20 protein-coding genes and 1 pseudogene are annotated in these 22569 nt (G+C 45.9%); 12 read left to right on the top strand and 9 right to left on the bottom strand.

Annotation, left to right across the window (positions count from 1 at the left end):
• Positions 1-27 precede the first annotated feature (27 nt).
• Entirely contained in the window at positions 28-480 is a 453-nt protein-coding gene (locus NC997_RS11815; RefSeq protein WP_190525628.1) for an HNH endonuclease signature motif containing protein, read from the bottom strand.
• Positions 481-482: 2 nt separating this feature from the next.
• Entirely contained in the window at positions 483-761 is a 279-nt protein-coding gene (locus NC997_RS11810) for a hypothetical protein (protein ID WP_190525627.1), read from the bottom strand.
• Between the two features lie 215 nt (positions 762-976).
• Between NC997_RS11810 and NC997_RS11805 the strand changes: the two genes are divergently transcribed.
• The 4 genes from NC997_RS11805 to NC997_RS11790 all read left to right on the top strand — a co-directional run bounded on the left by NC997_RS11805 (position 977) and on the right by NC997_RS11790 (position 7744).
• Complete coding sequence (locus tag NC997_RS11805; protein WP_190525626.1) at positions 977-1393, top strand: hypothetical protein; 417 nt, start codon at positions 977-979, stop codon at positions 1391-1393.
• Positions 1394-1413: 20 nt separating this feature from the next.
• Complete coding sequence (locus NC997_RS11800; protein ID WP_190525625.1) at positions 1414-4749, top strand: helicase-related protein; 3336 nt, start codon at positions 1414-1416, stop codon at positions 4747-4749.
• 128 nt (positions 4750-4877) lie between these two features.
• Complete coding sequence (locus NC997_RS11795) at positions 4878-5231, top strand: 4a-hydroxytetrahydrobiopterin dehydratase (RefSeq protein WP_190415292.1); 354 nt, start codon at positions 4878-4880, stop codon at positions 5229-5231.
• 74 nt (positions 5232-5305) lie between these two features.
• Positions 5306-7744, top strand: a complete 2439-nt coding sequence (locus NC997_RS11790) for a PAS domain-containing sensor histidine kinase (RefSeq protein ID WP_190525624.1) — start codon at positions 5306-5308, stop codon at positions 7742-7744.
• Here NC997_RS11790 and NC997_RS11785 read toward each other — a convergent pair.
• The 3 genes and pseudogenes from NC997_RS11785 to NC997_RS11775 form a co-directional block, all read right to left on the bottom strand.
• Positions 7744-7989: pseudogene (locus tag NC997_RS11785) on the bottom strand (EmrB/QacA family drug resistance transporter); the annotation flags it as partial. The gene NC997_RS11790 and the pseudogene NC997_RS11785 overlap by 1 nt on opposite strands.
• Positions 7990-8212: 223 nt before the next feature.
• Positions 8213-9487, bottom strand: a complete 1275-nt coding sequence (locus NC997_RS11780; RefSeq protein WP_190525623.1) for an MFS transporter — start codon at positions 9485-9487, stop codon at positions 8213-8215.
• 297 nt (positions 9488-9784) lie between these two features.
• Positions 9785-10252 carry a MarR family transcriptional regulator gene (locus NC997_RS11775; RefSeq protein WP_190415287.1) on the bottom strand — a complete coding sequence of 156 codons (468 nt, stop codon included), beginning with the start codon at positions 10250-10252 and terminating at the stop codon, positions 9785-9787.
• Positions 10253-10495: 243 nt separating this feature from the next.
• Between NC997_RS11775 and NC997_RS11770 the strand changes: the two genes are divergently transcribed.
• The 4 genes from NC997_RS11770 (at position 10496) to NC997_RS11755 (ending at position 13452) form a co-directional block, all read left to right on the top strand.
• Complete coding sequence (locus NC997_RS11770) at positions 10496-11140, top strand: class I SAM-dependent methyltransferase (protein WP_190525622.1); 645 nt, start codon at positions 10496-10498, stop codon at positions 11138-11140.
• A gap of 287 nt (positions 11141-11427) precedes the next feature.
• On the top strand, positions 11428-11940 hold the full coding sequence (locus NC997_RS11765) for a hypothetical protein (protein ID WP_190441150.1): 513 nt from the start codon (positions 11428-11430) through the stop codon (positions 11938-11940).
• 109 nt (positions 11941-12049) lie between these two features.
• Entirely contained in the window at positions 12050-12937 is an 888-nt protein-coding gene (locus NC997_RS11760; protein WP_190430365.1) for a hypothetical protein, read from the top strand.
• Between the two features lie 281 nt (positions 12938-13218).
• Positions 13219-13452, top strand: a complete 234-nt coding sequence (locus NC997_RS11755) for a Nif11-like leader peptide family natural product precursor (RefSeq protein WP_190415279.1) — start codon at positions 13219-13221, stop codon at positions 13450-13452.
• A 166-nt stretch (positions 13453-13618) separates the two neighbouring features.
• Here NC997_RS11755 and NC997_RS11750 read toward each other — a convergent pair whose 3' ends face one another.
• The 3 genes from NC997_RS11750 to NC997_RS11740 form a co-directional block, all read right to left on the bottom strand.
• The gene (locus tag NC997_RS11750) at positions 13619-14512 is read right to left on the bottom strand and encodes an inositol monophosphatase family protein (RefSeq protein WP_190525621.1); all 894 of its coding nucleotides are present in this window, start codon (positions 14510-14512) and stop codon (positions 13619-13621) included.
• A gap of 1 nt (position 14513) precedes the next feature.
• A complete protein-coding gene (locus tag NC997_RS11745) occupies positions 14514-14984 on the bottom strand; it encodes a hypothetical protein (protein WP_190525620.1) in 471 nt (156 codons plus the stop codon).
• Positions 14985-15067: 83 nt separating this feature from the next.
• The gene (locus NC997_RS11740; RefSeq protein ID WP_190430368.1) at positions 15068-15940 is read right to left on the bottom strand and encodes a sugar kinase; all 873 of its coding nucleotides are present in this window, start codon (positions 15938-15940) and stop codon (positions 15068-15070) included.
• Positions 15941-16181: 241 nt separating this feature from the next.
• Between NC997_RS11740 and NC997_RS11735 the strand changes: the two genes are divergently transcribed.
• From NC997_RS11735 to NC997_RS11725, 3 genes are all read left to right on the top strand, one after another.
• Complete coding sequence (locus tag NC997_RS11735) at positions 16182-18590, top strand: EAL domain-containing protein (protein WP_242031286.1); 2409 nt, start codon at positions 16182-16184, stop codon at positions 18588-18590.
• Positions 18591-18654: 64 nt separating this feature from the next.
• Positions 18655-19539 carry a 16S rRNA (cytidine(1402)-2'-O)-methyltransferase gene (rsmI, locus tag NC997_RS11730; RefSeq protein WP_190525619.1) on the top strand — a complete coding sequence of 295 codons (885 nt, stop codon included), beginning with the start codon at positions 18655-18657 and terminating at the stop codon, positions 19537-19539.
• Between the two features lie 127 nt (positions 19540-19666).
• The gene (locus tag NC997_RS11725) at positions 19667-20377 is read left to right on the top strand and encodes a DUF3558 domain-containing protein (RefSeq protein ID WP_242031285.1); all 711 of its coding nucleotides are present in this window, start codon (positions 19667-19669) and stop codon (positions 20375-20377) included.
• 300 nt (positions 20378-20677) lie between these two features.
• On the opposite strand, the gene NC997_RS11720 is transcribed toward NC997_RS11725, so the two are convergent.
• The gene (locus NC997_RS11720; protein ID WP_190415269.1) at positions 20678-21721 is read right to left on the bottom strand and encodes a hypothetical protein; all 1044 of its coding nucleotides are present in this window, start codon (positions 21719-21721) and stop codon (positions 20678-20680) included.
• A 470-nt stretch (positions 21722-22191) separates the two neighbouring features.
• On the opposite strand from NC997_RS11720, the gene NC997_RS11715 reads away from it, so the two are divergent.
• Entirely contained in the window at positions 22192-22536 is a 345-nt protein-coding gene (locus tag NC997_RS11715) for a hypothetical protein (protein WP_190415267.1), read from the top strand.
• The last annotated feature ends 33 nt before the right edge of the window (positions 22537-22569 follow it).

The following is a 22569-nucleotide window of genomic DNA, read 5'->3' as shown; positions in this document are numbered from 1 at the left end:
TGGGAAGAATGCGATCGCGTTTATCATTTACTCGGCTTGCTGAATTGGATCGCCTATTGGTGGATGCCGCCCGATTGCTCGATCGGCGGCACGAATATTTATAACCCATTCGCGATTTAATCCTAATGCAACGACTGTAGCCCTGCCAGTGGGTGTTATACCAACGATTGAGAGTACATCAGCAGACCAAATGAAATGATCCTTCCAAATATCTTGTTTGGGGTTAAACAGTAGAACTTGTAGATCAAACTGAGGATCTATCGCTGTTATTTTATCGGCTTTTCTTCGATTGCAATGAAAACAAGCTAAAGCCAAGTTTTCAATAGTATCCGCTCCGCCTTGAGCAATTGGAATTACATGATCTACTGTGAATTGCACGTATTGCCATTGTTCTGATGCGTGACAATACTCGCACAAACTCCTGGCTCGCTGACGTACCTGCTGCCGAACAACTTCGCTTATCTTACGATGAGGAGGCAACTTTATAGATTTCCTTGATTTTGAACTAGAAAAAGATTCCGAACAGTACGATTAAGAAAACTTAGATAATCATCAATTTCTTCGTAGCTATCAAGTTCTTGTTCTTCTGCTGTACTAAGAAGGGAATCTTGTTGTTTGGACAGTAACTCTTCTATTCGAGTTTGCACAAAACTTGAAGCCCGAAAAATAGGTACTCCTTCTTCCAGTTCGATTCGGACAGCACCTTCTACTGGCAGGCTATTTGGTAGGCTACGAAGTTGTGGAGGAAGAGGTATTGTCATTTGGATTCAAAAACACTTTGATGGTTCGATTATAGCTAGCGGTGAGCTTTGTTAATTGGAGGCGAGGCTGGGAGATGCGATCGCGCTTGTTGTGTTTGGAAGAATGAGATCGCGCTAAGTATCACAAACCAGTTATTTATTGAAGGAGTGGGAGCGGTCAGTATAACTGAATAGTGTTTTAGGAGAAGCTGAGGCGGATGTCAATCACCTGAAATATGCCAGATGAGATGACATCACGAGCTAAGTTGCAGTCCTTATTCTTAGACAGTATATTTGTACCAATAACTGGAACTACGCCCAAACTTGTCATGACAGAAATACATTTAGCTCTTCCGTTAACACCAATAGAGCCGCACAAATCACCACGCCTTTATCTTAAAGTTGCCGACTTTAACAGCAGCCTCCAAGTTTGTCAAAGAATTGAAATCAGGAACGGTCAACTCGCTAGTTCAATTGGGATGTTTATAGTCATGATAATAAGTTGCCATCAAGGTTACGTTATTGCGCGACCAGAAAGCTCATCTGTTTCCAATAAAGCTATTGAAGTATACCAGTCTCTTCATAGAGGAAAATATAGGTTACTTAATTTAGAAGAATATGAATCAATGTATCCACTGCCAGAAGGTTTTTAGGCAAGGGACATACCCATAGAATGAGATACGCTAAGAAAAAACTCCGAGCTAACTGGCGACCTTTTGAGGAAGCCCACACTTTTGCCCTCAGCCTTGAATTGAAGAGTGTTGCTGAATGGCGAAATTGGCTCAAGAATAATGCTAAACCGGATGACGTTCCGGCACATCCTAATGAAATATATAGAAACAACGGTTGGGTTAATTGGGGTCATTGGTTAGGAACAGGAGCTGCAACTAATCAGAATCGAATTTATCGACCTTTTGATGTAGCTCGTAATTTTGTCCGCAGTCTGGGATTAAAGAGCAGCTCTGAATGGCATCTCTGGGCTAAAAGCAACGCCAAGTTAAATGAAATTCCGATATATCCAAACGAAGTCTACCAAAATCAAGGCTGGGTTAACTGGGGAGACTGGTTAGGAACTGGAACCATCGCTAACTTTAACTTAATCTATCGACCGTTTGAGCAAGCCCGTGATTACGTTCGTAGTTTGGGCTTAAAGAGTGCGAGTAAATGGCGAACCTGGGTTAAGAGCAATGCCAAACCAGATGATATTCCGGCAAATCCTGATAGGACTTATAAAAACAAGGGTTGGGTTGACTGGGGAGATTGGTTAGGAACTGGGACAATTGCCTCTCAAAAGCAGTCTTATCGACTTTTTGAGGAAGCTCGTGACTACGTTCGCAGTTTGGGATTGAAAAGCACAGCTAAATGGCAAGCATGGGCTAAAAGTGATGCCAGACCTAGTGATATTCCTTTTAATCCAAACCAAATTTATAAAACCAAAGGTTGGATAGGTTGGGGTGATTGGCTAGGCGTCCTTAACGTATGGAACCGAAATGGTGTTCTGAGTTTCCTACGTAGCATTGAACCTATTCTGCCACAGCTTCAACCTGCGGAACTTTACGCTATCATGCGCCAGAATGGCATGGTTAATTGCTCACTGAGCGACAGAAGAAACAGCAATGCTCACCTCATCAAGAGCATTCAAAACTTATGCTCCTCACCTAATCCTGAAGCTGATTTTGAGAAGCTTGTTGCTGGAATTGAAGAGCAAAACGCCGCAGTTGATAACGAAGAACTTAGCAATGATGAGGAAATAGCCTCCGATGTAGTTCCTAGCCAGGAAGAAACGACTGATCAACTACCTACACTTCGCTCCTTTGCAGCACTCAAAGCAGTTGACCTCTTAGTTGATGCAGGAATTACCTCAGATGAGGAAACCCTAGAATTTCTTGTCTGTAACCGAGTCAGCGAACTCTGGCAAGCTTGCCTAAATAATGACCCTAAATTTGACCTCGATCGCCTCCGTACCGAAACAGGTGGAGCCTACTTCAACGAAATCCGCAGCCGCTTCTTAAGCCAGTACGACGGAGCAAATAATCTTCCAATTCCCCCTGGCTACAGCTTCCATGCACCACCCAAGCTGATGCAGAAGCTCACCGCCTATCGCGTACTCACAGAACGACGAGTTGGCAACTGGTCAGGTGTTGGCGCAGGTAAGACCATATCCGCCATCCTCACAAGCCGCGTGATTGATGCGCGTTTGACAATTATTATCGCCTTCAACAGTACCGTCAAAGGGTGGAAAGACGCGATCGCATCCGTCTATCCGGACAGTATCGTTATCGTCAAAGAGCGTGGCGATATCCAAGTTAATCCAGAAAAGCATACTTACCTGATTCTGAACTTTGAAACCTTCCAGCAGCTAAATTCAGACAAGATGGCACGGAAACTGGTCGATAACCATCAAATTGACTTCATCGTTTTGGACGAAATCCAGAACGTTAAACAGCGCATTCCCAAAGAAGAAAGCAAACGGCGGCAAGTAGTCAATGGTCTACTGTGTGAGGCAAGCCAGAAAAACCCCGATTTGTGTGTTCTTGGCATGAGTGCCACACCTGTAATTAACAACCTCTACGAAGCCAAAGCACTGCTAGAGATGATTAAGGGTGTGGAGTTTAGCGAACTCAAGACATTTAGTAGTATTGCGAATGCGATCACCATGCACGAAAAGCTAATTCTTTATGGCATTCGCTACAAACCGAACTATAAACAGGATATTGAAACAACTCGTCCTGAAATCCCTGGCGAGTCATGTCTTCCCCAATTGGTAAAAGCATTTCAAGGTAGCCTACTCGATAAAGAACGGGTTTTACTCAATGCCAAAATCGACACAATTATTGGCGCATTGCGAAAAGGAACCCTCGTTTACACCCATTACGTAACTGAACTGGTTGAACCTCTGCGTCAAGCCATTCAAAATGCTGGCTTTACTGTTGGCTTATTCACAGGCAATGAGAATAACGAACAACGTCAATTTCAATTAGAGCAGTTCATCAAAAAGAATGTTGATGTCTTAATTGGAACCGCGCCTGTTGGCACTGGCGTTGATGGACTGCAATATGTTTGTAACCGCTTAATTGTTGTCAGTTTGCCTTGGACTAGCGCCGAGTACGAACAACTCATTGGACGACTCTACCGACAAGGCTCAGCCTTCGAGAAAGTTGAGGTAATCATCCCGCAGGTTGTTCTCTCGTACAAAGATGATATCTGGTCTTGGGATAAAATGCGGTGGCATCGAATTCAGTGGAAAAAAACTCTCGCTGATGCTGCTATAGATGGGGTTATTCCTGGAGGGGAACTGGCATCACCCGAAACCATGCAAAAGAAGGCAAATGAGGCTCTACAAGCGTGGATTTCGCGGGTGGAAAAAGATGGGGTTTTCGTCTTCGAGCGTACCCAGTTAAAAGTCCCCTTGCCAGAATTCGAGACACAAATTGCTCTGCGTCGGTTTGGCGATTTCTCTATGATGAACAGTCGCTTCAACAGCGCCTACAGCCAAACTACCCATGAACGACTAAATCAGAATCCAGAGGAATGGTACTTGTATCACACACTCTACCGTGAGGCGCGAAAAACTTGGTCTGAAATCCCCTACGAAAAGATCGCTAAGTCCCTTGAAAAACGTCCTGACTGGGTTGTAGGTGACTTTGGTTGCGGTGAAGCCAAACTTGCTGAATCTGTGCCGAACAAGGTTTACTCGTTCGATCACATTGCCATCAATGAAACCGTGATCGCCTGCGATATTGCTCACACTCCCTTAGAAGACGAAAAACTTGATGTTGCTGTCTTTTCTCTTTCTCTAATGGGCATCAACTATCCAGATTATCTTAAGGAAGCCTATCGCGTGCTTAAGTTCGGTGGTTTATTGAAAATTTCTGAACCTATAAACCGCTGGCTAGAGAAACAGTCGGATTTGCTTGCTCAGATTATGAACGCTGGCTTTCTGGTGATTGGCAACATTGAAGAATCCAACCAGTTTTTTTACATCAATGCTATTAAAGCGCCTTGCTGAAGTGGTTAAAGACGGCTTAGCGCGATCGCACCCACCTATCCTTCCCTTCAAAATCCGCATTACGGCAGACGTGCAAAAACAGACACTTGGGTAAAATCGGACAACTTAAGTGCCGAAAATAGGGAAATATGGCAAATCTGACACAAGAAAAGTGTATTGCCTGTCATAAAGATGCGCCGCGCGTTACTGAGGCGGATATCGCAGAACTCAAACCAGAGATTCCAGATTGGAACATTGTGGAAGAGGAGGGAGAATCGCGGCTCAAGCGCACCTACAAGTTTGCAGATTTTCAGACGGCGCTAGCGTTCACCAATAAAGTGGGCGAAGCGGCGGAAGCGGAAGGGCATCACCCGGCGTTGCTGACGGAGTGGGGGAAGGTGACGGTGAGCTGGTGGACTCACGCGATTTCTGGTTTGCACCGGAACGATTTTATAATGGCGGCAAAGACAGATCGGATTGCCCCGGAATTTACTCAAAAGTAAGCTGCTGGAACGTTTGGAGCCTGGGCAAACAGTCGGGCATCTTGAGCTGGTCGTACTGAAAAGAAGACTTGAGGATGAGTGAGACGGAGTTAGAAGCGGCACACCGAGAGGCTGAGGCATCAGCAACAGCGCTGGCTGTTAGCATTAGCGAAGCAGCTGAGCAGGAAGTAGCGGCACGAAGTGCAGCAGAGGCACATCGACGCTTTGTCGAGCTAGTGCAAGGACTGGATGCGATTGTCTGGGAAATGGACGCTGTGACGTGGAAATTCACGTTTGTTAGCGATCGCGCTCAAGATATTCTCGGCTATCCGATCGGTCAGTGGTTAGATGAGCCGACGTTTTGGCAGGATTACTTGCTGCATCCGGAAGACCGCGACTGGTGCGTTAATTTTTGCGTGAGTGCAACCAATCAAGCAAAAGACCACGAATTCCAGTATCGCGCGATCGCATCGGATGGTCGCCTTGTCTGGCTCAAAGATGTGGTGCGTGTAGTGTGCGATGAACAAGGTTGCCCCAAGTTGCTGCGCGGCGTAATGGTCGATATCACCAAGGAGAAGGAAGCTGAGGAAAAAACTCAGCTTTTATTGCGCGAACAGGCAGCACGAATCGAGGTGGAAACGGTGCAAGAAGCACTCCGCAAGAGTGAAGAACGCTACCGTTCGCTTGTAGAAGCCACAGCTCAAATTATCTGGGACACCAAAGCTGAGGGAGAATTTGTCACTCCACAGCCGGGTTGGAGTGCGTTTACCGGGCAATCCTACGAACAGCTAAAAGGCTGGGGGTGGCTCAATGCCGTTCACCCAGATGACCAAGCGCATACCGTGCAAGAGTGGTCGAATGCGGTTGCCAATGGCACCCTTTACCAAATCGAGCATCGTCTGCGGCGTTCCGACGGTATTTATAAATATATGAGCGTGCGCGCCGTCCCCGTATTTGAAGCGGACGGCAGCATTCGGGAATGGATTGGCGTTCACACCGATATTAGCGATCGCAAAAGTGCCGAGGAAGCGCTTAAACAGAGCGAACACCGCTATGCCCAGATTCTCGATTCCGTGCAGGATATGGTGTTCTGCAAGGCTCCCGGCTCAGTTGTGGTGTATGCCAACAAAGCTGCCTGCGAATATTATGGAATGACCCTTGAGCAGCTGCACGGCATCACGGATGTCCCCTACAATCAACTCGATTACACTCAGCAGTACCTGCAAGACGATCTGCAAGTCTTCACAACAGGTCAGCCAATCGAAGTTCTGGAAGAGCCGAATGTCCGCGCTGACGGTGAAACTCGCTTCTTCCACACGATTAAATCCCCAATTTTCGATACCAACGGCAACGTTGTGGAGATTGTAGGGGTTTCTCGCGACATCAGCGAACGCAAGCAAGAGCGGGAGATTCGCGATCGCGCTTTAGCCGAAGCCCAAGCAGCGCGTGCTGAACTACAGCGAGTCTTCATGCAAGCACCGGCGGCAATTGCCATCACCCGTGGCTCGAACCATGTCACGGAAACGGTGAACCCACTGTATATGCAGATTGTGGAAAAGCGGGATATCGTCGGTAAACCCGTGCGCGAGGCGTTCTGGGACTTGCAAGGGCAAGGCTTTTTCGAGTTGTTAGACCAGGTTTATACCAGTGGCGAACCTTTTGTCGGCAATGAGATGCGGGCGATGTTCGACCGCAACAGCGATGGCATTCTGGAGGAGAGTTTTTGGAATTTCGTCTACCAACCCTTAGTAGATGCTAATGGTAAAGTCAACGGCATTATGACCCACGCCGTGGAAGTGACAGAACAAGTGCGATCGCGTCAGGAAATTGAGAAAAAGGCGGAAGAACTGGTTCAAATGACCCAGGCGCTAGAACGCAGTAACCGGGATTTAGACCAGTTTGCTTACATTGCATCCCATGACTTAAAAGCACCCCTAAGAGCGATCGCTACGCTTTCAGAATGGATTGAAGAAGACCTCGCAGATAAACTGACTGAAGACTCCCGCGAACATCTGAATTTATTGCGGGGACGAGTTCACCGTATGGAAGCTTTAATTAACGGCATTCTGCAATATTCGCGGGCGGGTAGGGTACAACAACAGATAGAGGCGGTGAATGTGTCCTCCTTGCTATCGGAAGTCATCGAACTGCTCGATCCACCGCCGGAAGTGGCGATTCTTGTAGAGTCTATGCCAACGTTGCAAACCGAACGGGTGCCACTACAGCAGGTGTTTATGAACTTGATCGGCAACGCCATCAAGTACGCAAATCGCTCGGATGTGTGTATTCAGGTTAGTGTTCGGGAACTGGGAACATACTACGAGTTCTCAGTCGCTGATAACGGGCAAGGAATCGAACCCAAATACCATCAGAAGATTTGGGGCATCTTCCAAAGACTGGAAGCGAGGGACAAAGTTGAAGGCACTGGCATCGGTCTATCGGTGGTTAAGAAAATCGTCGAAAGTCGCGGTGGACGGGTGTGGGTGGAGTCCGCAGCAGGCGCTGGAGCAACGTTCCGATTCACTTGGAGCTAATTGAAAGCCATCACATAAGCTTCTCGGCGGACGGTATTCGTAATCGTAGCGAGCGCTTGATTTTGAGCGGTACTCAGATCCGCACCCCGACTGACAAAAAATTGAGTCCGCTGTTCCAGTCGCTGCTGCGTTGCCGGGTTATAGAGCGAAAACGCCTCCCCTAAACGATTTGAGTGAAATTGTTCTCGCTGGGTGACTAAGGTAGCGATCGCGGCAATCCCAATCGAACCGCCGAGATTTCGCACCTTGCACAAGATGGTTCCAAAAACGCCAATCCAGTTTTTTAGGGATACTTGATTGGATTGAAGACTCGACAAGGCAGATCGGGCGAGAGGTGCATGACGTTGTTCCAACGAACTGCATCAGGTTCAGCCACTGGTTTCCTCCAGTTTTCTTTCTTTCTTTCGTGTACTAAGTGCTAACGCGCAGGCTACGCCAACGCGCCTTTGCAGTTCAATAACACTCTTTTTAAGAACGCTGGGGAAGAATGCCAATTTTCGTATAAATAGGGCGAACCAAGCGTCTTATGCCAGGAAGCTGTTTTGTAAATAGGAAAGAACCGAGAATACAAAAGATTCCCCCCATCATTAACGTATTGGGCGCACCGATTTGACTTGCTAAAGAACCCGCAAATAAATTTCCTAAGGGAACGACGCCAAAAAAAGCCATCGTGTAGATGCTCATTACCCTGCCACGCTTATCATCCTCAACAATCGTTTGGAGAACTGTATTACTAGATGTAAATTGCAAAGTAAAACTCAAGCCAACTAGTAACATCATTAGTAAAGAAAGTCCCAGCACGCGAGACAAAGAAAAACCAATCAATCCCATCCCCATGAAAGCCGGAGAATAAGCAATCAATCTGCCTAAGCCTAAAACATTTTTCCGCGTACTTAAATGAACTGCACCAATTAACGCTCCTACTCCCGCCGCCGCCATCAGAAAGCCCAGGGTTTCAGCGTTGCCATGAAGAATTTGCGTGGCAAATATTGGTGTGAGAACGGTATATTGCATTCCCATAAAACTAACTAACGCTAGCAGCAAGATGATAGAACGAATTGGTGGAAAGCCAAAGGTATACACAAATCCTTCTTTCAATCTTTGCCAAGGATGAGCGTGAGAGACTGCTATTTTACTGGGCTTTACCTTCATTGCTAATAAAGCAGTAATGACGGCAATATAGCTGAGACCATCAATTAAAAAACAGTAACCCGCTCCAACTGAGGCAACAAGCAATCCTCCAATGGCAGGGCCAATCAATCGCGCCCCATTAAACATGGAAGAATTCAGCGCGATCGCATTCGCTAAATCATCTTTTTGTTCGATAATTTCTGGTACGAAAGCTTGACGAGCGGGGGCATCAAAGGCGTTAATGATTCCTTGAAATATACTCAAAACAATTAGATGCCAGACTTGGGCGATTCCGGTTAGCGCTACAAAAGCTAGCGCTAAGGACTGGAGCATGGCGAGGCTTTGAGTAATGACTAAGAGCCGATGACGAGAGACTCGATCGACTACAACCCCACCAAATGGAGTCAGTATAAAACTGGGAAATTGCCCTGCAAACCCAACTACACCCAGTAACAAGGCTGAATTCGTGAGACTATAAACTAGCCAAATCGTGGCGATTTGCGTCATCCAAGTTCCAACGAGTGAAAGCCCCTGACCGGCAAAAAATAACTGATAATTTCTCGATCTCAATGCCGGTAAAACTGGCATGAACTTGATGGCGTTTTTTTTCATAAATCTTGGGATTCAGGGGTTGCTTGTAGGTAGTTCTGATTGCCTATCTACTGTCTGTTGAGCTGTTGCTACTAGACCAACACGCTCCTCAAGAGAGGCATCTGTCCTTGGTTCAGTTTGTTGTTATCACTTTTTACCTGCTCGGCAAAGTATTTAATAAGCGGTCATTCCGTATATGTAATATTTGTGAAATTTTTGGTAAACAGCATTTACTTCGTATACGTAATATTTTTAGATGAATCCCTAATGCCGTGCTTCACCCAGTCGGATGAAGATTGCCCCTATCTTCTACAAGCCTTAAGAGAGATTCGCGATCGCTTGATCTACCAATTGAGAAAAATGTTCGCGTTCAGCCATCGGAATCCCTTTCATCGCCTGTTCCCGAATTTCTAGCGCGATTGGCGGTAGGACTTCTTGTAGTTGCTTGCCTGCTTCCGTCAACCAAATGCGCCAAATCCGGCGATCGCGAAGGTCACGTTCCCGACGAATCAGCCCCCGTTCTTCCATCCGATCTAGCACCCCGGTGATCGTGCCTCCGACTTGCTGTAGTTTTTCCCCAATACTGCAAGTGGCTAAGCCGTCTTCTTCCCACAAACAGCACAATACAACCCAGTGAAAGGGAGTCAGTCCCAAAGGCTCCAGCCGTTCCTGAAACTTGCGGCTAAACACCTGGGAGAGCAGTTTGATCCGGTAGCCCAAACTATAGGGTGCCATTACTTCGTGCCATTGCTCAAAAGGCTTGCTCTCAGCAGATGTAGAAGACATTGGTTAATTATTTAGCGTGCGTAATATTAATTTAGCTTTGTTTCTCGGTTGCTGGCAAGGGAAACCCCGCCAGGATTTGAAAGAGGGTTTTTTAACGCAAAGAACGCCAAGGGGGCGCAGAGGGATGCCAAGTTAAAGTGAACAGCCGTCACGCTCAAGAGTGTGGCTTTAGCCTACGGGCATATCTTTACAGTTCGTAATTTTTCTAAACTGGTGATGTAAAGATAGCTTCAATTTTAGGTGATGATGCTGCGACCGAATCAACGCACTAAGTTAGATGATACCGATGATAAGGAGTTTTACTCCTATCCGCGCTTTGTGACCCACGTAGACGAAGGGTTTATTCAACAACTGACGGATCTCTACCGCGATCGCTTGAAGCCGAATACCCGCATCTTGGACATGATGAGTAGCTGGGTTTCCCATCTACCAGAGGAGATGAAATTTGCTCACATCGAAGGACACGGACTGAACGAAGAGGAACTGGCGAAAAATCCCCGCTTCGATCGTTATTTTGTTCAAGATATCAACAAAAATCCGAAGCTACCCCTACCGAATGAAGATTTCGACGCCGTTCTCAACTGCGTCTCGGTGCAGTATCTGCAATATCCGGATGCTGTATTTGCGGAAATTTACCGCATCCTCAAGCCGGGTGGAATCGCAATTATCAGCTTTTCCAACCGGATGTTCTATCAAAAAGCGATCGCTGCGTGGCGGGATAGTTCCGAAGCTAGCCGGGTTGAGCTAGTGAAAAGCTACTTCACCTCAATCCCCGGATTTAGCTCCCCAGAAGTCATTACTCACCAATCCTCCGCCCCGAAGTTCCTACAGTGGATGGGTGCCAGTGGGGGAGATCCTTTCTACGCTGTCATTGCTCACCGCTCTTAAGCGGCAGAATCTCCTCCCCCTTTCTCCACAGGGATTCCGAGGCACCCAATCCCTCCGCTTGATTGGCGCTACACTTCACTTCTCTGTCCCCCTGAAAAAGGGGTTTGGGGAATTCTGATGTAAAATCTCGCGCAAGTAGAATGTAGGGAGAAGAAGAATTGGGGTTGAGACTTGTCACAGCTTAAGTGAGTGAACCGCTTGAGAATCGCTTAAGTTTCTCCATAGCTAGATGCCAAAAATGTGAAGATGGTGATAAAAATGAAACCTCAAGCTATCAGGAGGCGGTAATGATTTTTCAAAATGGGCGGAGAATTTTCGCAGCGATGTTGCTCTCGATGTTGCTGCTAGTAACTTCTTGTGCAACCCAAACTCCCTCTCGTTATGACCAAGCGCAAAAGGAAAGCACTCAGAGGAATGCTCCTCCAGCAGTTGCTAAACAGGCTGAACAGGGAAGCAGCTTTAATAAATTCTTTCCAAAAAGTAGCAGTGGCTTCCAAACTGTACCAGCTCAAGAGAAAAAAGGCTTTGCTGAGTATAAGTTGAAAAAAGACGGCAAGGATGTTGCCGTACTGTCTATTTCTGATACCACTAGCACCCCCACAGCCGCAGCAAAATTTAAGAGCAGCAGTAAAACAATCGCTGGCTATCCAGCGGTGAATCAGGGGAATAATGGCACTGCTGTTTTAGTAGGCGATCGCTACCAAGTCAAAATTCAATCCCGCGATGCTTCCTTTACTCAGAGCGATCGCGAAGCTTGGCTGCAAAAATTCAATCTCAATGGTCTGTCTCGACTAAAGTAAGTAGTCCTGAGGAATCAGTCATGAGTCATTCGTTTGCAATTAATGACTCATGACTGATTACTGCTGACTACTGATGAATGACAACTGAAAAAACAAGGAGACTACGACTGTGAGCAAATCGATTTTTGAACTGGTTGATGAGCTACCAACCAATAACATCACCACGATGGCTTTGCGATCGCTTGATTTTGTCGTTCCGGGGCAATGGCAAAATATTGTTGGCTTTGACAACACAATTCGTGCTGTCACTGGCGAAACTGATGAAGCGTTAATTCAGCAAATTGGCGAACGCGCCGTCTATCTGTACAACGACAAATCGCAGGGATATCAGCGAGCCATGTGGCTCTATCAAACTGTTGATAGTGCAGATAAAGCACTCGGTACAGCCGCCTTGGCGAACAAAGTAGGCGAAAAAATTCCGCTTTTCGGTTTTTTAAACAACATCACTCCTAAAGCGGACAAAGCTCAAACGATTGATTTGTGTATAAAATTGGTGGTTGAGTTGGTTGCCTTTTGCCAAATCAACGGCATCCCAGGAGACAGCATTGGAGATTTTGTCGCCTCTTTAGCTGATTATAGTGGCGAATCTTTGATGCGGATGGTGGCTTTAATTAGCTTTGATGGTTTAGTTCCCCTTGGCTCTGACTTCCTCCTCAAAGCTACCTCCGGATTGAATCAAGCGAGTCCCGCAGAGTTAGAAGGAAATCAGACATACCAGCGTGTCAACGATTTGATTCCTGGCGGCAGTCCGGAAGGTAAGCTCAACTTTATCGGTCAAAGCTTTGATTCAGTTAAAGGCTGGATGAGTGGTTTTGTCACCTCTCACAATTTAACCCCACAAAAAGTTGTCAGTAACCTGCAAAATTTTGTGGAAGTTTCCGGTGACAAGTTGGACTATCTGGGTGCCTTTCTAGATGTGACAACAAACTATTACGAACACACAGGCACTCAAACCTTGGCTCGTCGCTTGATTGAACGCGCCTCCGCCGAAATTTAAAATCTTCGTGCTGGTATGTATTAGCACTGGTATGTATTAGCACAAGTGTATTTAGCTGCCGGTATTTGCAGATACCGGCAGCTTTAATTTTTGTCAATATTTTGTGACTTGTATCACAGAAATCTTTATCCTAAAAGGTAACTAGGTTCAGCCGACATGACATGTGGGGTAGAGACTTGTTTCACCTCAGCTGTGATGCCGACTCGATGCACTATCTTAATATCTTTAGTGCATCGGAATCACGCATTTAAATCACACATATTTAATGGAGATGTATTGTCATGGCACAGGAAAGCGCTGCCAGTTTGTTCAAAGCAGTTAAAGAAGATCAAGCATTACAAGCAAGACTCAAAGCAACCACTAACCCAGAAACCTTCATCCAGATTGCCCGTGAACGTGGCTATGACTTCACGGTTCAAGAACTGAATAATGAAATCGAGAATTTATCTGAGGAGGAGTTGGCAGCCGTTATCAATCCAGGTATTGGTCCCCGGAGACACCTAACTCCTAGGTAATCTGATTGATTCTTAGTAAAACTACTCAATCATCAATTAAAAATGCAAAATTAAAAACTTGGCATTTTTAATTTCTAATTTTTAATTGATGATGGTGCTAAGAAATATTCATGGTTTTACTGGTGGGAAACGCGATCGTGTTTTACGCGCGATCGCACGGTGCAACCTAAGCGGGCGCGTCCAATTGAGCCAGAATTTCTGAGGCTTGGGCGCAAAGCGTGTCGTGACAGTGACCATTACTCCCAATCAGACAACCCCATTGATTCACATCCCCCTGGTTGTACTTGGGGGGAGTGCCATCAGCGTGGGTGAATTGTCCGCCTGCTTCCGTCAAAATCAGCTCTGGAGCCGCCATATCCCAATCTTTGGGAGCAGATTTACCAGACAGAGAGATATAAACGTCTGCTTGGTGGTCGATGATGGTGGCAATTTTGCAGCCGACACTGCCGACATAGTGTTTATTTTTAAACGGCAGGTGTTGCACTAGCTGATTGAAGCGCTCATCTCGATGGGTGCGGCTAACGACTAAGGTGAGTTCCTCAAGGGCGTTGCGTTCCGATACGCGAACTGGCTTGGGTTGACCTTCACGAGTTTCCATATAGGTGCCGCCGCCTTTGGTTGCGTAATACAATTTTCCTGCCTCTGGCAACGCGACCACTGCCAGAATGGGACGCCCTTGGTGCGTTAAGGCAATATGAATTGCAAATTCACCCGTCCGATCGATAAAGTCTCGCGTTCCATCGAGGGGGTCAACGATCCAAACCCAAGGTTGCTCTACTGCTGGTGTCTGAGATTTATAAGTTTCTTCGCTTAAATATCCGAAATCTGGGTTGTTGAGAGACGCCTGCAAGTTATAGAGGATGTATTCGTTGACGGCGACATCTGCTGCCGTGACTGGGCCATCTTTTTTGTTTTCAACTTCCAAATCATCGGTGCTACGATCGCCGCGATAGTAAGACTGGAGGATATCGGCGGCACCCCAACCTACACTTCGAGCGATCGCGACAATTTCTTCTAGCCCCTCATATCGGTTTTCGCCCAACGATTTTAATACTGTCACTTTAAGCTTCCTCGGCTGTCGGCACTTGGGTGGAGGCTATCCAGTAGCGGCGACAACTCCACAGCAGGGCAGCGCCAACCGCTATGTAAATTAAACCCCTCACTTCAAAGCTAACACCCGCACGTCGCAATCCGATACCAATGCTCATCATTGCCACAATTAAAGCAATGGTTTTGACTCCAAACATTTGGAAAATGCTCTTGAACGGGTTTGGTTCCTGTAGTGTTTCTACCCTATTAATTACGCGATTTGCAGTGCGATCGAGAATCAGTTTCCCTTTAATTAGACCAAGACTAAAAGCTGCTGCACCCCACCCCAAATGTTGTCCGTCTAACAATCCCAAATAAGGGAATTTAAACCAGAATACCAACCCCATGCTAAAAAGCCCTAATCCGACTAGCGTCCAAAGGCTACCAGCAATCCAAAGATGTTGTCTGCGGGTCAAACCGCTTTTTTGATAAGTGCTTTCCATTTCTGAGAATTTCTGTCTTAAGCCAGTTGATTTATTATATGCTGCCGGTTCCCTCTCCCAAGTTTAAGATTGGTTAATTCTGATTACTTTGGTGCTGTTTTCTGCATCCATCGACGAGTGCCAAAAAATTGACAGGAATGAGAGGCAATTTTCGCCGCCGATGCGATCGCATCGGCAAAACTTTTCCGTAGGATATAGTTACAAAAGGCACCGTGAAAAATGTCCCCAGCACCCATCGTATCAACGGGATTTATTTGGGGAACTTCTATCGATCCGCTTGTACCCTGCGAAAGATATTGGATAGGTTTCTCTCCGCCAGTGATAGCGATGTGAGGAATCCCTAGTGCGGATAGATAAGAAAGAACTTCCTGCTGTGCGCGATCGCAACTTGGGGGATGAAAATTTTCCGAACAAATGGCGTAATCTACAAAGGGCAATATTCTTTCAAATCCAGGCTTCCAACTGCCGCCATCTATGACAACAGGGATCTGATTTTCTTTAGCTAATCGGGCAATTTTCTCCCCAACTGCCATTTGGTGCCCATCAATGAGTACAATATCAATTTCCTGTAAAATATTGAGGGGCAGACATTCACCGCTAACTTGTGTTTTCGTCGCATTGATCGAGATCGCCGCGCGATCGCCTGTTGCCTGAGTCGTGATAATAGAAGAAATCGGCGGAGGTTCAGATTGGCTAGGTGACAGGTCTATCAGCGTCACTGAGTGACTGTCCAAATCAGTCCGGATCAGGCAATTAATTGGATGAATACCAACTATACCCAAAAGGCTTGCTCGATTGCCCAAATAACTAAAAGTCACGGCTGCATTGGTCGCAGGGCCTCCTGCCGCTACCGTATAGTCAGATGCAACAATTTTCTGATTTTGTTCGGGTAGACCCGTCGTTAAATACACCAGGTCTAAGGTAACTAATCCTACAAAAAGCCCCTGAAAAGCCATTGATTATTTTTCCTGTTCCGACTGACCCAATTCTCTACGGACAAGTGGGTTAAATGCTAGTTGCTAAAATTATTACCGACAACGATTAACACATAAAAATTAACTCAAAAGTTTATCTAGAAAGCCAATTAATTGTGAAATGCAGCAAATTTTTTGGGCATCCTAAAAGTAGCGGGAACCTTTGTTGAACATCCTTGCAGATTAATCAAACCTACCGCTAATCCTTAAGGATTCACGACTAATGCTGCAATTTTTAAAAAATTTAATCTCTCCAAATTGGTTTATTCCCCACGGGCGCGGCTATCTCTGGCAACCAGGGTTAGTCTCGCTGCATATCGTGGCAGATGCGTTGATTGCGATCGCCTATTACTCGATTTCCCTCGCCTTGCTCTATTTCATCCACCAACGACAGGATTTGCCCTTCCGAAGGATATTTTTCCTGTTTGGAGCTTTCATTGTTTCCTGTGGCACGACCCACCTGATGGAAATCTGGACGCTCTGGCATCCAGCTTATTGGCTTTCGGGTGCCGTCAAAGTGATTACCGCTATCATTTCCGGTTACACAGCTGTCGAACTGATTCGTTTGATTCCCAAAGCACTGGCAATTCCCAGTCAGGCACAACTAGAAGCAACGAACCAAAAACTCAGTCAGGAAGTCATCGAACGCCAGCAAGCAGAAGCAGCATTGCGGCATAGCGAAGCTCGCTTTCGCTCAATTTTTGAGGGAGCAGGCATGGGAATCGCGATCGTAGACATGGAAGGTCATGTCGTGACAACGAATCCGGCACTCCAACGGATGCTGGGTTGCAAAGAGGATAATTTGCCAGCAGGATATATTCAAGAAGATACCACTCCGAACGAAGTGGGTTGGGATCGTTACATTAACTTACTCGCCGGAAAATATGACTATTCTCAGATGGCGAAGCGTTATCTGGGAAAGGATGGACATCTGATTTGGGGTCGCGATTGCTATCAAATGGAGCAGCGTTACCTGGGAAAAAATGGGCAGATGTTGTGGTGCAACATCACTGTTTCCCAGGTACGTGACGCTGAGGGCAAACCGCAATTTGGCATTCGCCTGGTGGAAGATATCACTGCCCGCAAGAAAGCAGAGGCAGCACTCAAACAGTACCAAGAACATCTAGAAAAAGTGGTGGGAGAACGAACTGCCGAACTCACCAAAGTTAACGAAAAGCTTTCCTGGCAAGCAAACCACGATCCACTGACGGGAATCTCCAACCGTTACGAATTTGAGCAACGTTTGCAGGAAGCGGTGTCAAATACCAGAATGCAAAACCAAGAACACACGCTTTGCTATCTGGATCTCGATCGGTTCAAGATTGTTAACGATACTTGCGGTCATGTTGCTGGCGATGAATTATTGCGTCAAATCAGTAGTTTGTTACAAAGCAGAGTGCGTAGAACTGATGTTCTGGCACGATTAGGCGGTGATGAATTCGCTGTGTTGCTGTACCAATGTCCCACAGATGAAGCACTGCGAGTTGCTCATTCGCTCCTAGAAACCATTCAGGAGTTTCGATTTGCGTGGCAGGATAAAACTTTTACAGTCGGTGTCAGTATTGGTGTCGTGACATTTGACGCCAATTGTTCCACTTTGTCAGGCGTTGTTAGTGCTGCTGATGCAGCTTGCTATGAAGCTAAAAATCGGGGACGAAATCGCGTGTATGTTTACCAAGCTGACGCTCAAAAACTGGCGCAGCAGCACAATGAAGTGCAATGGTTGAACCGATTGAATCAAGCGATCGCGCAAAGCGGGTCTGTGCAGCTTTTGGCTACTCCTGAAAATACATTACCAGCCAAGAATCAATTCTGCTTGTACTACCAACCGATTGCGCCTTTGAATGCCGAACTAACCACTGGCGAACATTACGAAGTTCTGCTGCGTTTCGTGGATGACAAAGGCGAGTTGATCCCGCCGATGGCGTTTCTCCCCGCCGCCGAGCGATACAACCTAATGCCTGCAATAGACCGCTGGGTGATCCGTACCTTCTTGGCGATGCTTCACCAATCAGAAATTCAGAATTTAGAACCTCAATTTCAGAATTTTGCATCTTACCCTACAGGAAGGATTCGTAACTCCTTCGCTGCTGGTGCTAGCAATGTTGCCACTTCGCCTCCACTAACACCCTACATCCTTCCTCCTTCATCTTTTCCCCTGTATACTATCAATCTCTCTGGTGCTACCGTTAACGACGACCAGTTTATAGAATTCCTTAAAGAGCAGTTTTTCGTCTATAAAATCCCCCCACAGATGATCTGCTTTGAGATTACTGAAAGTGTTGCAATTGCAAATTTGAGTAAAGCATCAGGGTTAATTAAGGAAGTTAAAGCTTTAGGTTGTCGTTTTGCTTTAGATGATTTTGGCAGCGGGATGTCCTCGTTTGCTTATCTCAAATATCTGCCGCTAGATTACTTAAAAATTGATGGAAGTTTTGTCAAAGATATTGCCGATGACCCAATTCATTTTGCACTGGTGGAAGCGATTAACCGGGTTGGGCACGTCATGGGTCTGAAAACAATTGCTGAGTTTGTCACGAATGACTCGATTTTAGAGAAGGTAAAATTTTTAGGAATAGATTATGCACAAGGTTATGTCATTGCCAAACCCCAGCCACTAGAATTCAATTAAAAATGTAAAATTAAAAAGGAAATTGTTCTTTTTAAATTTTACTTGTTAATTTTTAATTGATTTGATGCAAACTGAGCCAAAATTGGGGACACTTTACATCGTCGGGACACCGATAGGCAACCTGGAAGATATGACCTTTCGGGCGGTGCGAATTTTACAAACGGTGGACGCGATCGCAGCCGAGGATACGCGCCACACGGGGAAGCTGTTGCAGCACTTTCAAATTAAAACGCCCCAGTGGAGTTACCACGAACACAACCAGCAGCAGCGGATTCCAGAGTTGTTGGAACAACTCAAAATCGGGAAAGCGATCGCGCTTGTCACCGATGCCGGAATGCCGGGAATCTCCGATCCGGGCTACGAACTGGTGAAAGCTTGTATCGAAGCAGCCATTTCCGTCGTTCCTATCCCCGGTTGTACTGCCGTCACGACTGCCTTAAGCGCCGCCGGACTTCCCCCAGACAAATTTGTGTTTGAAGGCTTTTTACCCGCAAAAGGTCAAGAACGGCAAGAACGTTTGGAAGCTTTACAAAGCGAAAGCCGTACGATTGTATTTTACGAAGCTCCTCATCGGTTGCGACAAACGCTGCAAGACTTAGGGGCTGTATTGGGACTCACCCGTCAAATTGTACTGGCGCGGGAGTTAACCAAGATGCACGAGGAATTTTGGCGGGGAAGCATTCAGGAAGCAAGCGATCGCTATGCCACCCGCGAACCCCAAGGAGAATTTACCCTCGTCGTTGCCGGTGCCGAGTTAACGATGCCAATGCTGTCGGAAGAGGCGCTAAAAGCCGAGTTACAACATCTCCTGCAAGCAGGAATCTCGCGATCGCAAGCCAGTCGCCAGTTAGCAAAAGCCACCTCTTTTTCCCGCCGCCACCTCTATCAGTTAGCGCTAGAAATTCCGGCTGAAGCTCTAACTGAGGAGAAAGAAGTAGATGAACCCTAAAATTAGTTATTAGCCTTTAGTTCTTAGTTAGTAGCAACATAAGCACCAAGGGCTAAGGAAAAATGACAATTACTCATTACCTCATCTCAATAACAGACTCGATACATAATTGCGTTAGGTTTAGCCCGTGAAAGCTCGATTTTTTCTCTCTAGTTCCTTGCTTTTGCTCATGACACTCGTGGGTTGTAGCACGGCGACGCCGCCAACTCCACAAGCATCCGTTTCACCTACCAGCACAGCGACACCCCAGACAGTACAAGGGTCGCCTAGTCCCACCCCGGCTACAGAATCTCCAAGCCCTAGCCCAGTTTCGGAAACAATTTCTGAAAGCCAAAAAATTTCAGCCACAGGGATTGGCCCGGCTAAGCTGGGAATGACTTTAGGCGAACTCAAAAAAGAGCTGGGTTCAAAAGCTGAATTTAAGGTGCAGTCGCCTTACATCGTGGATTTTGATGCGATCGCTGTCAGCCAAAATGGAAAGGTGCAATATTACATCCTCTACCCAGCCGGGAACCCCTTAGCTGATTCGGGCAAAATCGATGCTTTAGTAACCGAAAATTCCGACTATAAAACTGAAAAAGGAGTCGGTCCCGGAACCTCTCTCAAACAAGCAGAGGCAGCCTACGGAGACGCCACCTTGTCTTACAACCTTGACAATGAAGGCAGAGAATACGTCCGGTTTGCTAATCAACCAGCTAAGAGTATCTCCTTCCGTCTTGGAAATGCTAATGATGCAAGCTTGATAGGAGTTTATTCTTCAAAATCAGGATCGGGCGGATTGTCTGAGACAAAGCAATTTAAAGACGCTGCCTCTATTCGCTCAGTTGAAGTGAATTGATAAAGGAACTGCGTTTTAGATTTTCGAGTTCGCAATCCAAATTGTGAACTCCTTAGGGTTATTCCATCTCTGCCAGTAGGCACTTCCAAAAATTTATTTGTGGCGACCTTTAGGCGAAAGGGTATCGATATTCTCCCTCATCGCTTTTCAATCTATGCAAGACCCACATCTCTTGAAATCTGGTAGGGTTGCAGCTAAAGGATTGTGAAACTTATCGGTAATACATAAGCTTTTCGGAAAGCTTAGAAGGTTATGAGTAGTCATTCGTTAAGAATGACTACTCACTAATTACTCATCACCTCAGCCGCCCTGAAACACTTCCAAAGAAAACATTTCCGTCATCGTCCGTAAATAAGGTAACAAGATTGCCATATCATCAGCGCTCAGATGGGAGTGCATTGCCCAACCCATTGCCTGAAGCATATCTTGCACCAATCTCCAGCTCACATTTAAGCGAGGATATAACATCACGCATAAAGGAAACAGTTCTCGCTGTACGGAGCAGATATCATGTTCCAAAACGCATAAACACAGATAAACCTGAAACATCTCAGCATCGCGAATGCTAGCGGTTCTGACGACTGCTTCGCTCAGAGATCCGCTGTAAGTGCGATGGTTGGAATGTAAGCGGCAAACCTGATTACAAACCGTTTCGGCAATTTTGCTACTAATCGGTAGAAGATGCTGAACTGCGGCTAAAACTGGAGAATCATAATTATAGTTAGCCGCTGCTGAGTAGGCAGCTCGTAGCGGCATATACATATGATCGTCCATCATTTTTAAGTACGGCATCCACAGCGCTTTCTCTGGCGGCGAAAGCCACTCCAGTAACATCTGACCTGTGTAATGAAACTGCATACTTACAAAGCCGATGGCACGGGGATCGACGTTAGTGTATTTGTCGCGTACCTGCCCAAAGTCACTACCTGCAATCACTGACACCCGTTGTGCTGTAGCTCGCTCAGCATAACCATTCAAAACTTTTTGAAATAAGTAGCGAGTATCGGCAGCAATTTCTAATGGATTGATTAAGTCTGGGTTGATGCCATGACGCCGAATCTCTTCCGATAACAGCGTTTCTGTCTTAGTCCAGGCTCTAGCACTCGCCAAAGTCAGGTTTTGCATTAGCTTGTTCGCTGTGCAAGCTCGACCTTCCTTGGACGTTACTTCTTTTAAAAATTCATTTTGTCTTAGATGCTCGGTATCATAGTCCACTGTAACTGCACGATAGTATTTTCGTGCCCACAGTGCTGCCAGAGAATGAACATTCGATTTTGATGAGTTGCGGATTGCAACGTGAGGAGACTGAACTTTAGCCGGAGCAGATGCTAATGAGGGAGTCATCACAAAATCCAAAATTGTTAAAAAAAGGGAAATTTAGCCATCCAAGGCAATTCAGCCAAGGTTTCTCAATCTGGAAAAATCAAGCTAACACATAGTAGGGTTATCCGGGTCTGTTGCCAAAAATACAAAACTTGAAAATGGTTTTGTATTTTACCAACTTTTTACAAAAGTTATACAAATTCTTTAATTAAGATTGAGTATTCAGTATTTTTACTGATTTCTGACAATCGGAGAACAAATATTTACGAATGTTAACTTAAATCAACGATTCTCATAAATTTGCTGATTTATTTGTCCAGCGGAGGGTTCTACACGCTTTCTTCACTCTGGCTAGCTATTATGTAGTGTTACATTTAAGTAATTTCCTCTACCGGAAGTTACAACCTGAGATAAGAGTTCGGTAAAACTAAGGGTTGCGGTACTGACTCGGCTGCATACAATAACTTTAGTTAGAAACCATAGCCAAAATTATGACTAGACTCTTCATCAAATTAATAGGATTCATCCTGCTTCTGGCTGGAGTTTACTTTTTAGGTAAAAATATTATTTTTGCTAGTCACTACTTCCCTTACTATTGGCGGAACTTACCAGCAATGGGTTCCGTTTTAGCCATTATGGGCGGTGTGATTTGTCTGATGTTTTTTAGAAGAGAAACGGGCACCTTTGGGGCATTTTTGTTGGGTTTAGGAATTGTGCTAGTTTTTATGAGCGGTGGCGTTATTTTAAGACAAACTAGCCTCTGGAACTTCTTTGTCGGATTTGCTGCTTTGGCTGGCGGCTACAAATTGCTCAATGAGGGAAGAATTACTTTTTAAGTTAAGCCGCTTGTTACCGAATCGTCTATTTAT

Origin of the sequence: Trichocoleus sp. DQ-A2, from assembly GCF_039961915.1 — a bacterium.
Taxonomy (GTDB): Bacteria; Cyanobacteriota; Cyanobacteriia; order Cyanobacteriales; family FACHB-T130; genus FACHB-T130.
Note: the sequence above shows the minus strand (reverse complement) of the source record. Positions and strands in the feature narration are given on the sequence as shown.

Coding starts and splice junctions, on each gene's coding strand:
- NC997_RS11715 (WP_190415267.1), top strand. CDS start 22,192: ATGACTAGACTCTTCATCAAATTAATAGGATTCATCCTGCTTCTGGCT.
- NC997_RS11740 (WP_190430368.1), bottom strand. CDS start 15,940: ATGGCTTTTCAGGGGCTTTTTGTAGGATTAGTTACCTTAGACCTGGTG.
- rsmI (WP_190525619.1), top strand. CDS start 18,655: ATGCAAACTGAGCCAAAATTGGGGACACTTTACATCGTCGGGACACCG.
- NC997_RS11805 (WP_190525626.1), top strand. CDS start 977: ATGCCAGATGAGATGACATCACGAGCTAAGTTGCAGTCCTTATTCTTA.
- NC997_RS11720 (WP_190415269.1), bottom strand. CDS start 21,721: ATGACTCCCTCATTAGCATCTGCTCCGGCTAAAGTTCAGTCTCCTCAC.
- NC997_RS11790 (WP_190525624.1), top strand. CDS start 5,306: ATGAGTGAGACGGAGTTAGAAGCGGCACACCGAGAGGCTGAGGCATCA.
- NC997_RS11770 (WP_190525622.1), top strand. CDS start 10,496: ATGATGCTGCGACCGAATCAACGCACTAAGTTAGATGATACCGATGAT.
- NC997_RS11735 (WP_242031286.1), top strand. CDS start 16,182: ATGCTGCAATTTTTAAAAAATTTAATCTCTCCAAATTGGTTTATTCCC.
- NC997_RS11755 (WP_190415279.1), top strand. CDS start 13,219: ATGGCACAGGAAAGCGCTGCCAGTTTGTTCAAAGCAGTTAAAGAAGAT.
- NC997_RS11795 (WP_190415292.1), top strand. CDS start 4,878: ATGGCAAATCTGACACAAGAAAAGTGTATTGCCTGTCATAAAGATGCG.
- NC997_RS11765 (WP_190441150.1), top strand. CDS start 11,428: ATGATTTTTCAAAATGGGCGGAGAATTTTCGCAGCGATGTTGCTCTCG.
- NC997_RS11745 (WP_190525620.1), bottom strand. CDS start 14,984: ATGGAAAGCACTTATCAAAAAAGCGGTTTGACCCGCAGACAACATCTT.
- NC997_RS11775 (WP_190415287.1), bottom strand. CDS start 10,252: ATGTCTTCTACATCTGCTGAGAGCAAGCCTTTTGAGCAATGGCACGAA.
- NC997_RS11780 (WP_190525623.1), bottom strand. CDS start 9,487: ATGAAAAAAAACGCCATCAAGTTCATGCCAGTTTTACCGGCATTGAGA.
- NC997_RS11800 (WP_190525625.1), top strand. CDS start 1,414: ATGAGATACGCTAAGAAAAAACTCCGAGCTAACTGGCGACCTTTTGAG.
- NC997_RS11810 (WP_190525627.1), bottom strand. CDS start 761: ATGACAATACCTCTTCCTCCACAACTTCGTAGCCTACCAAATAGCCTG.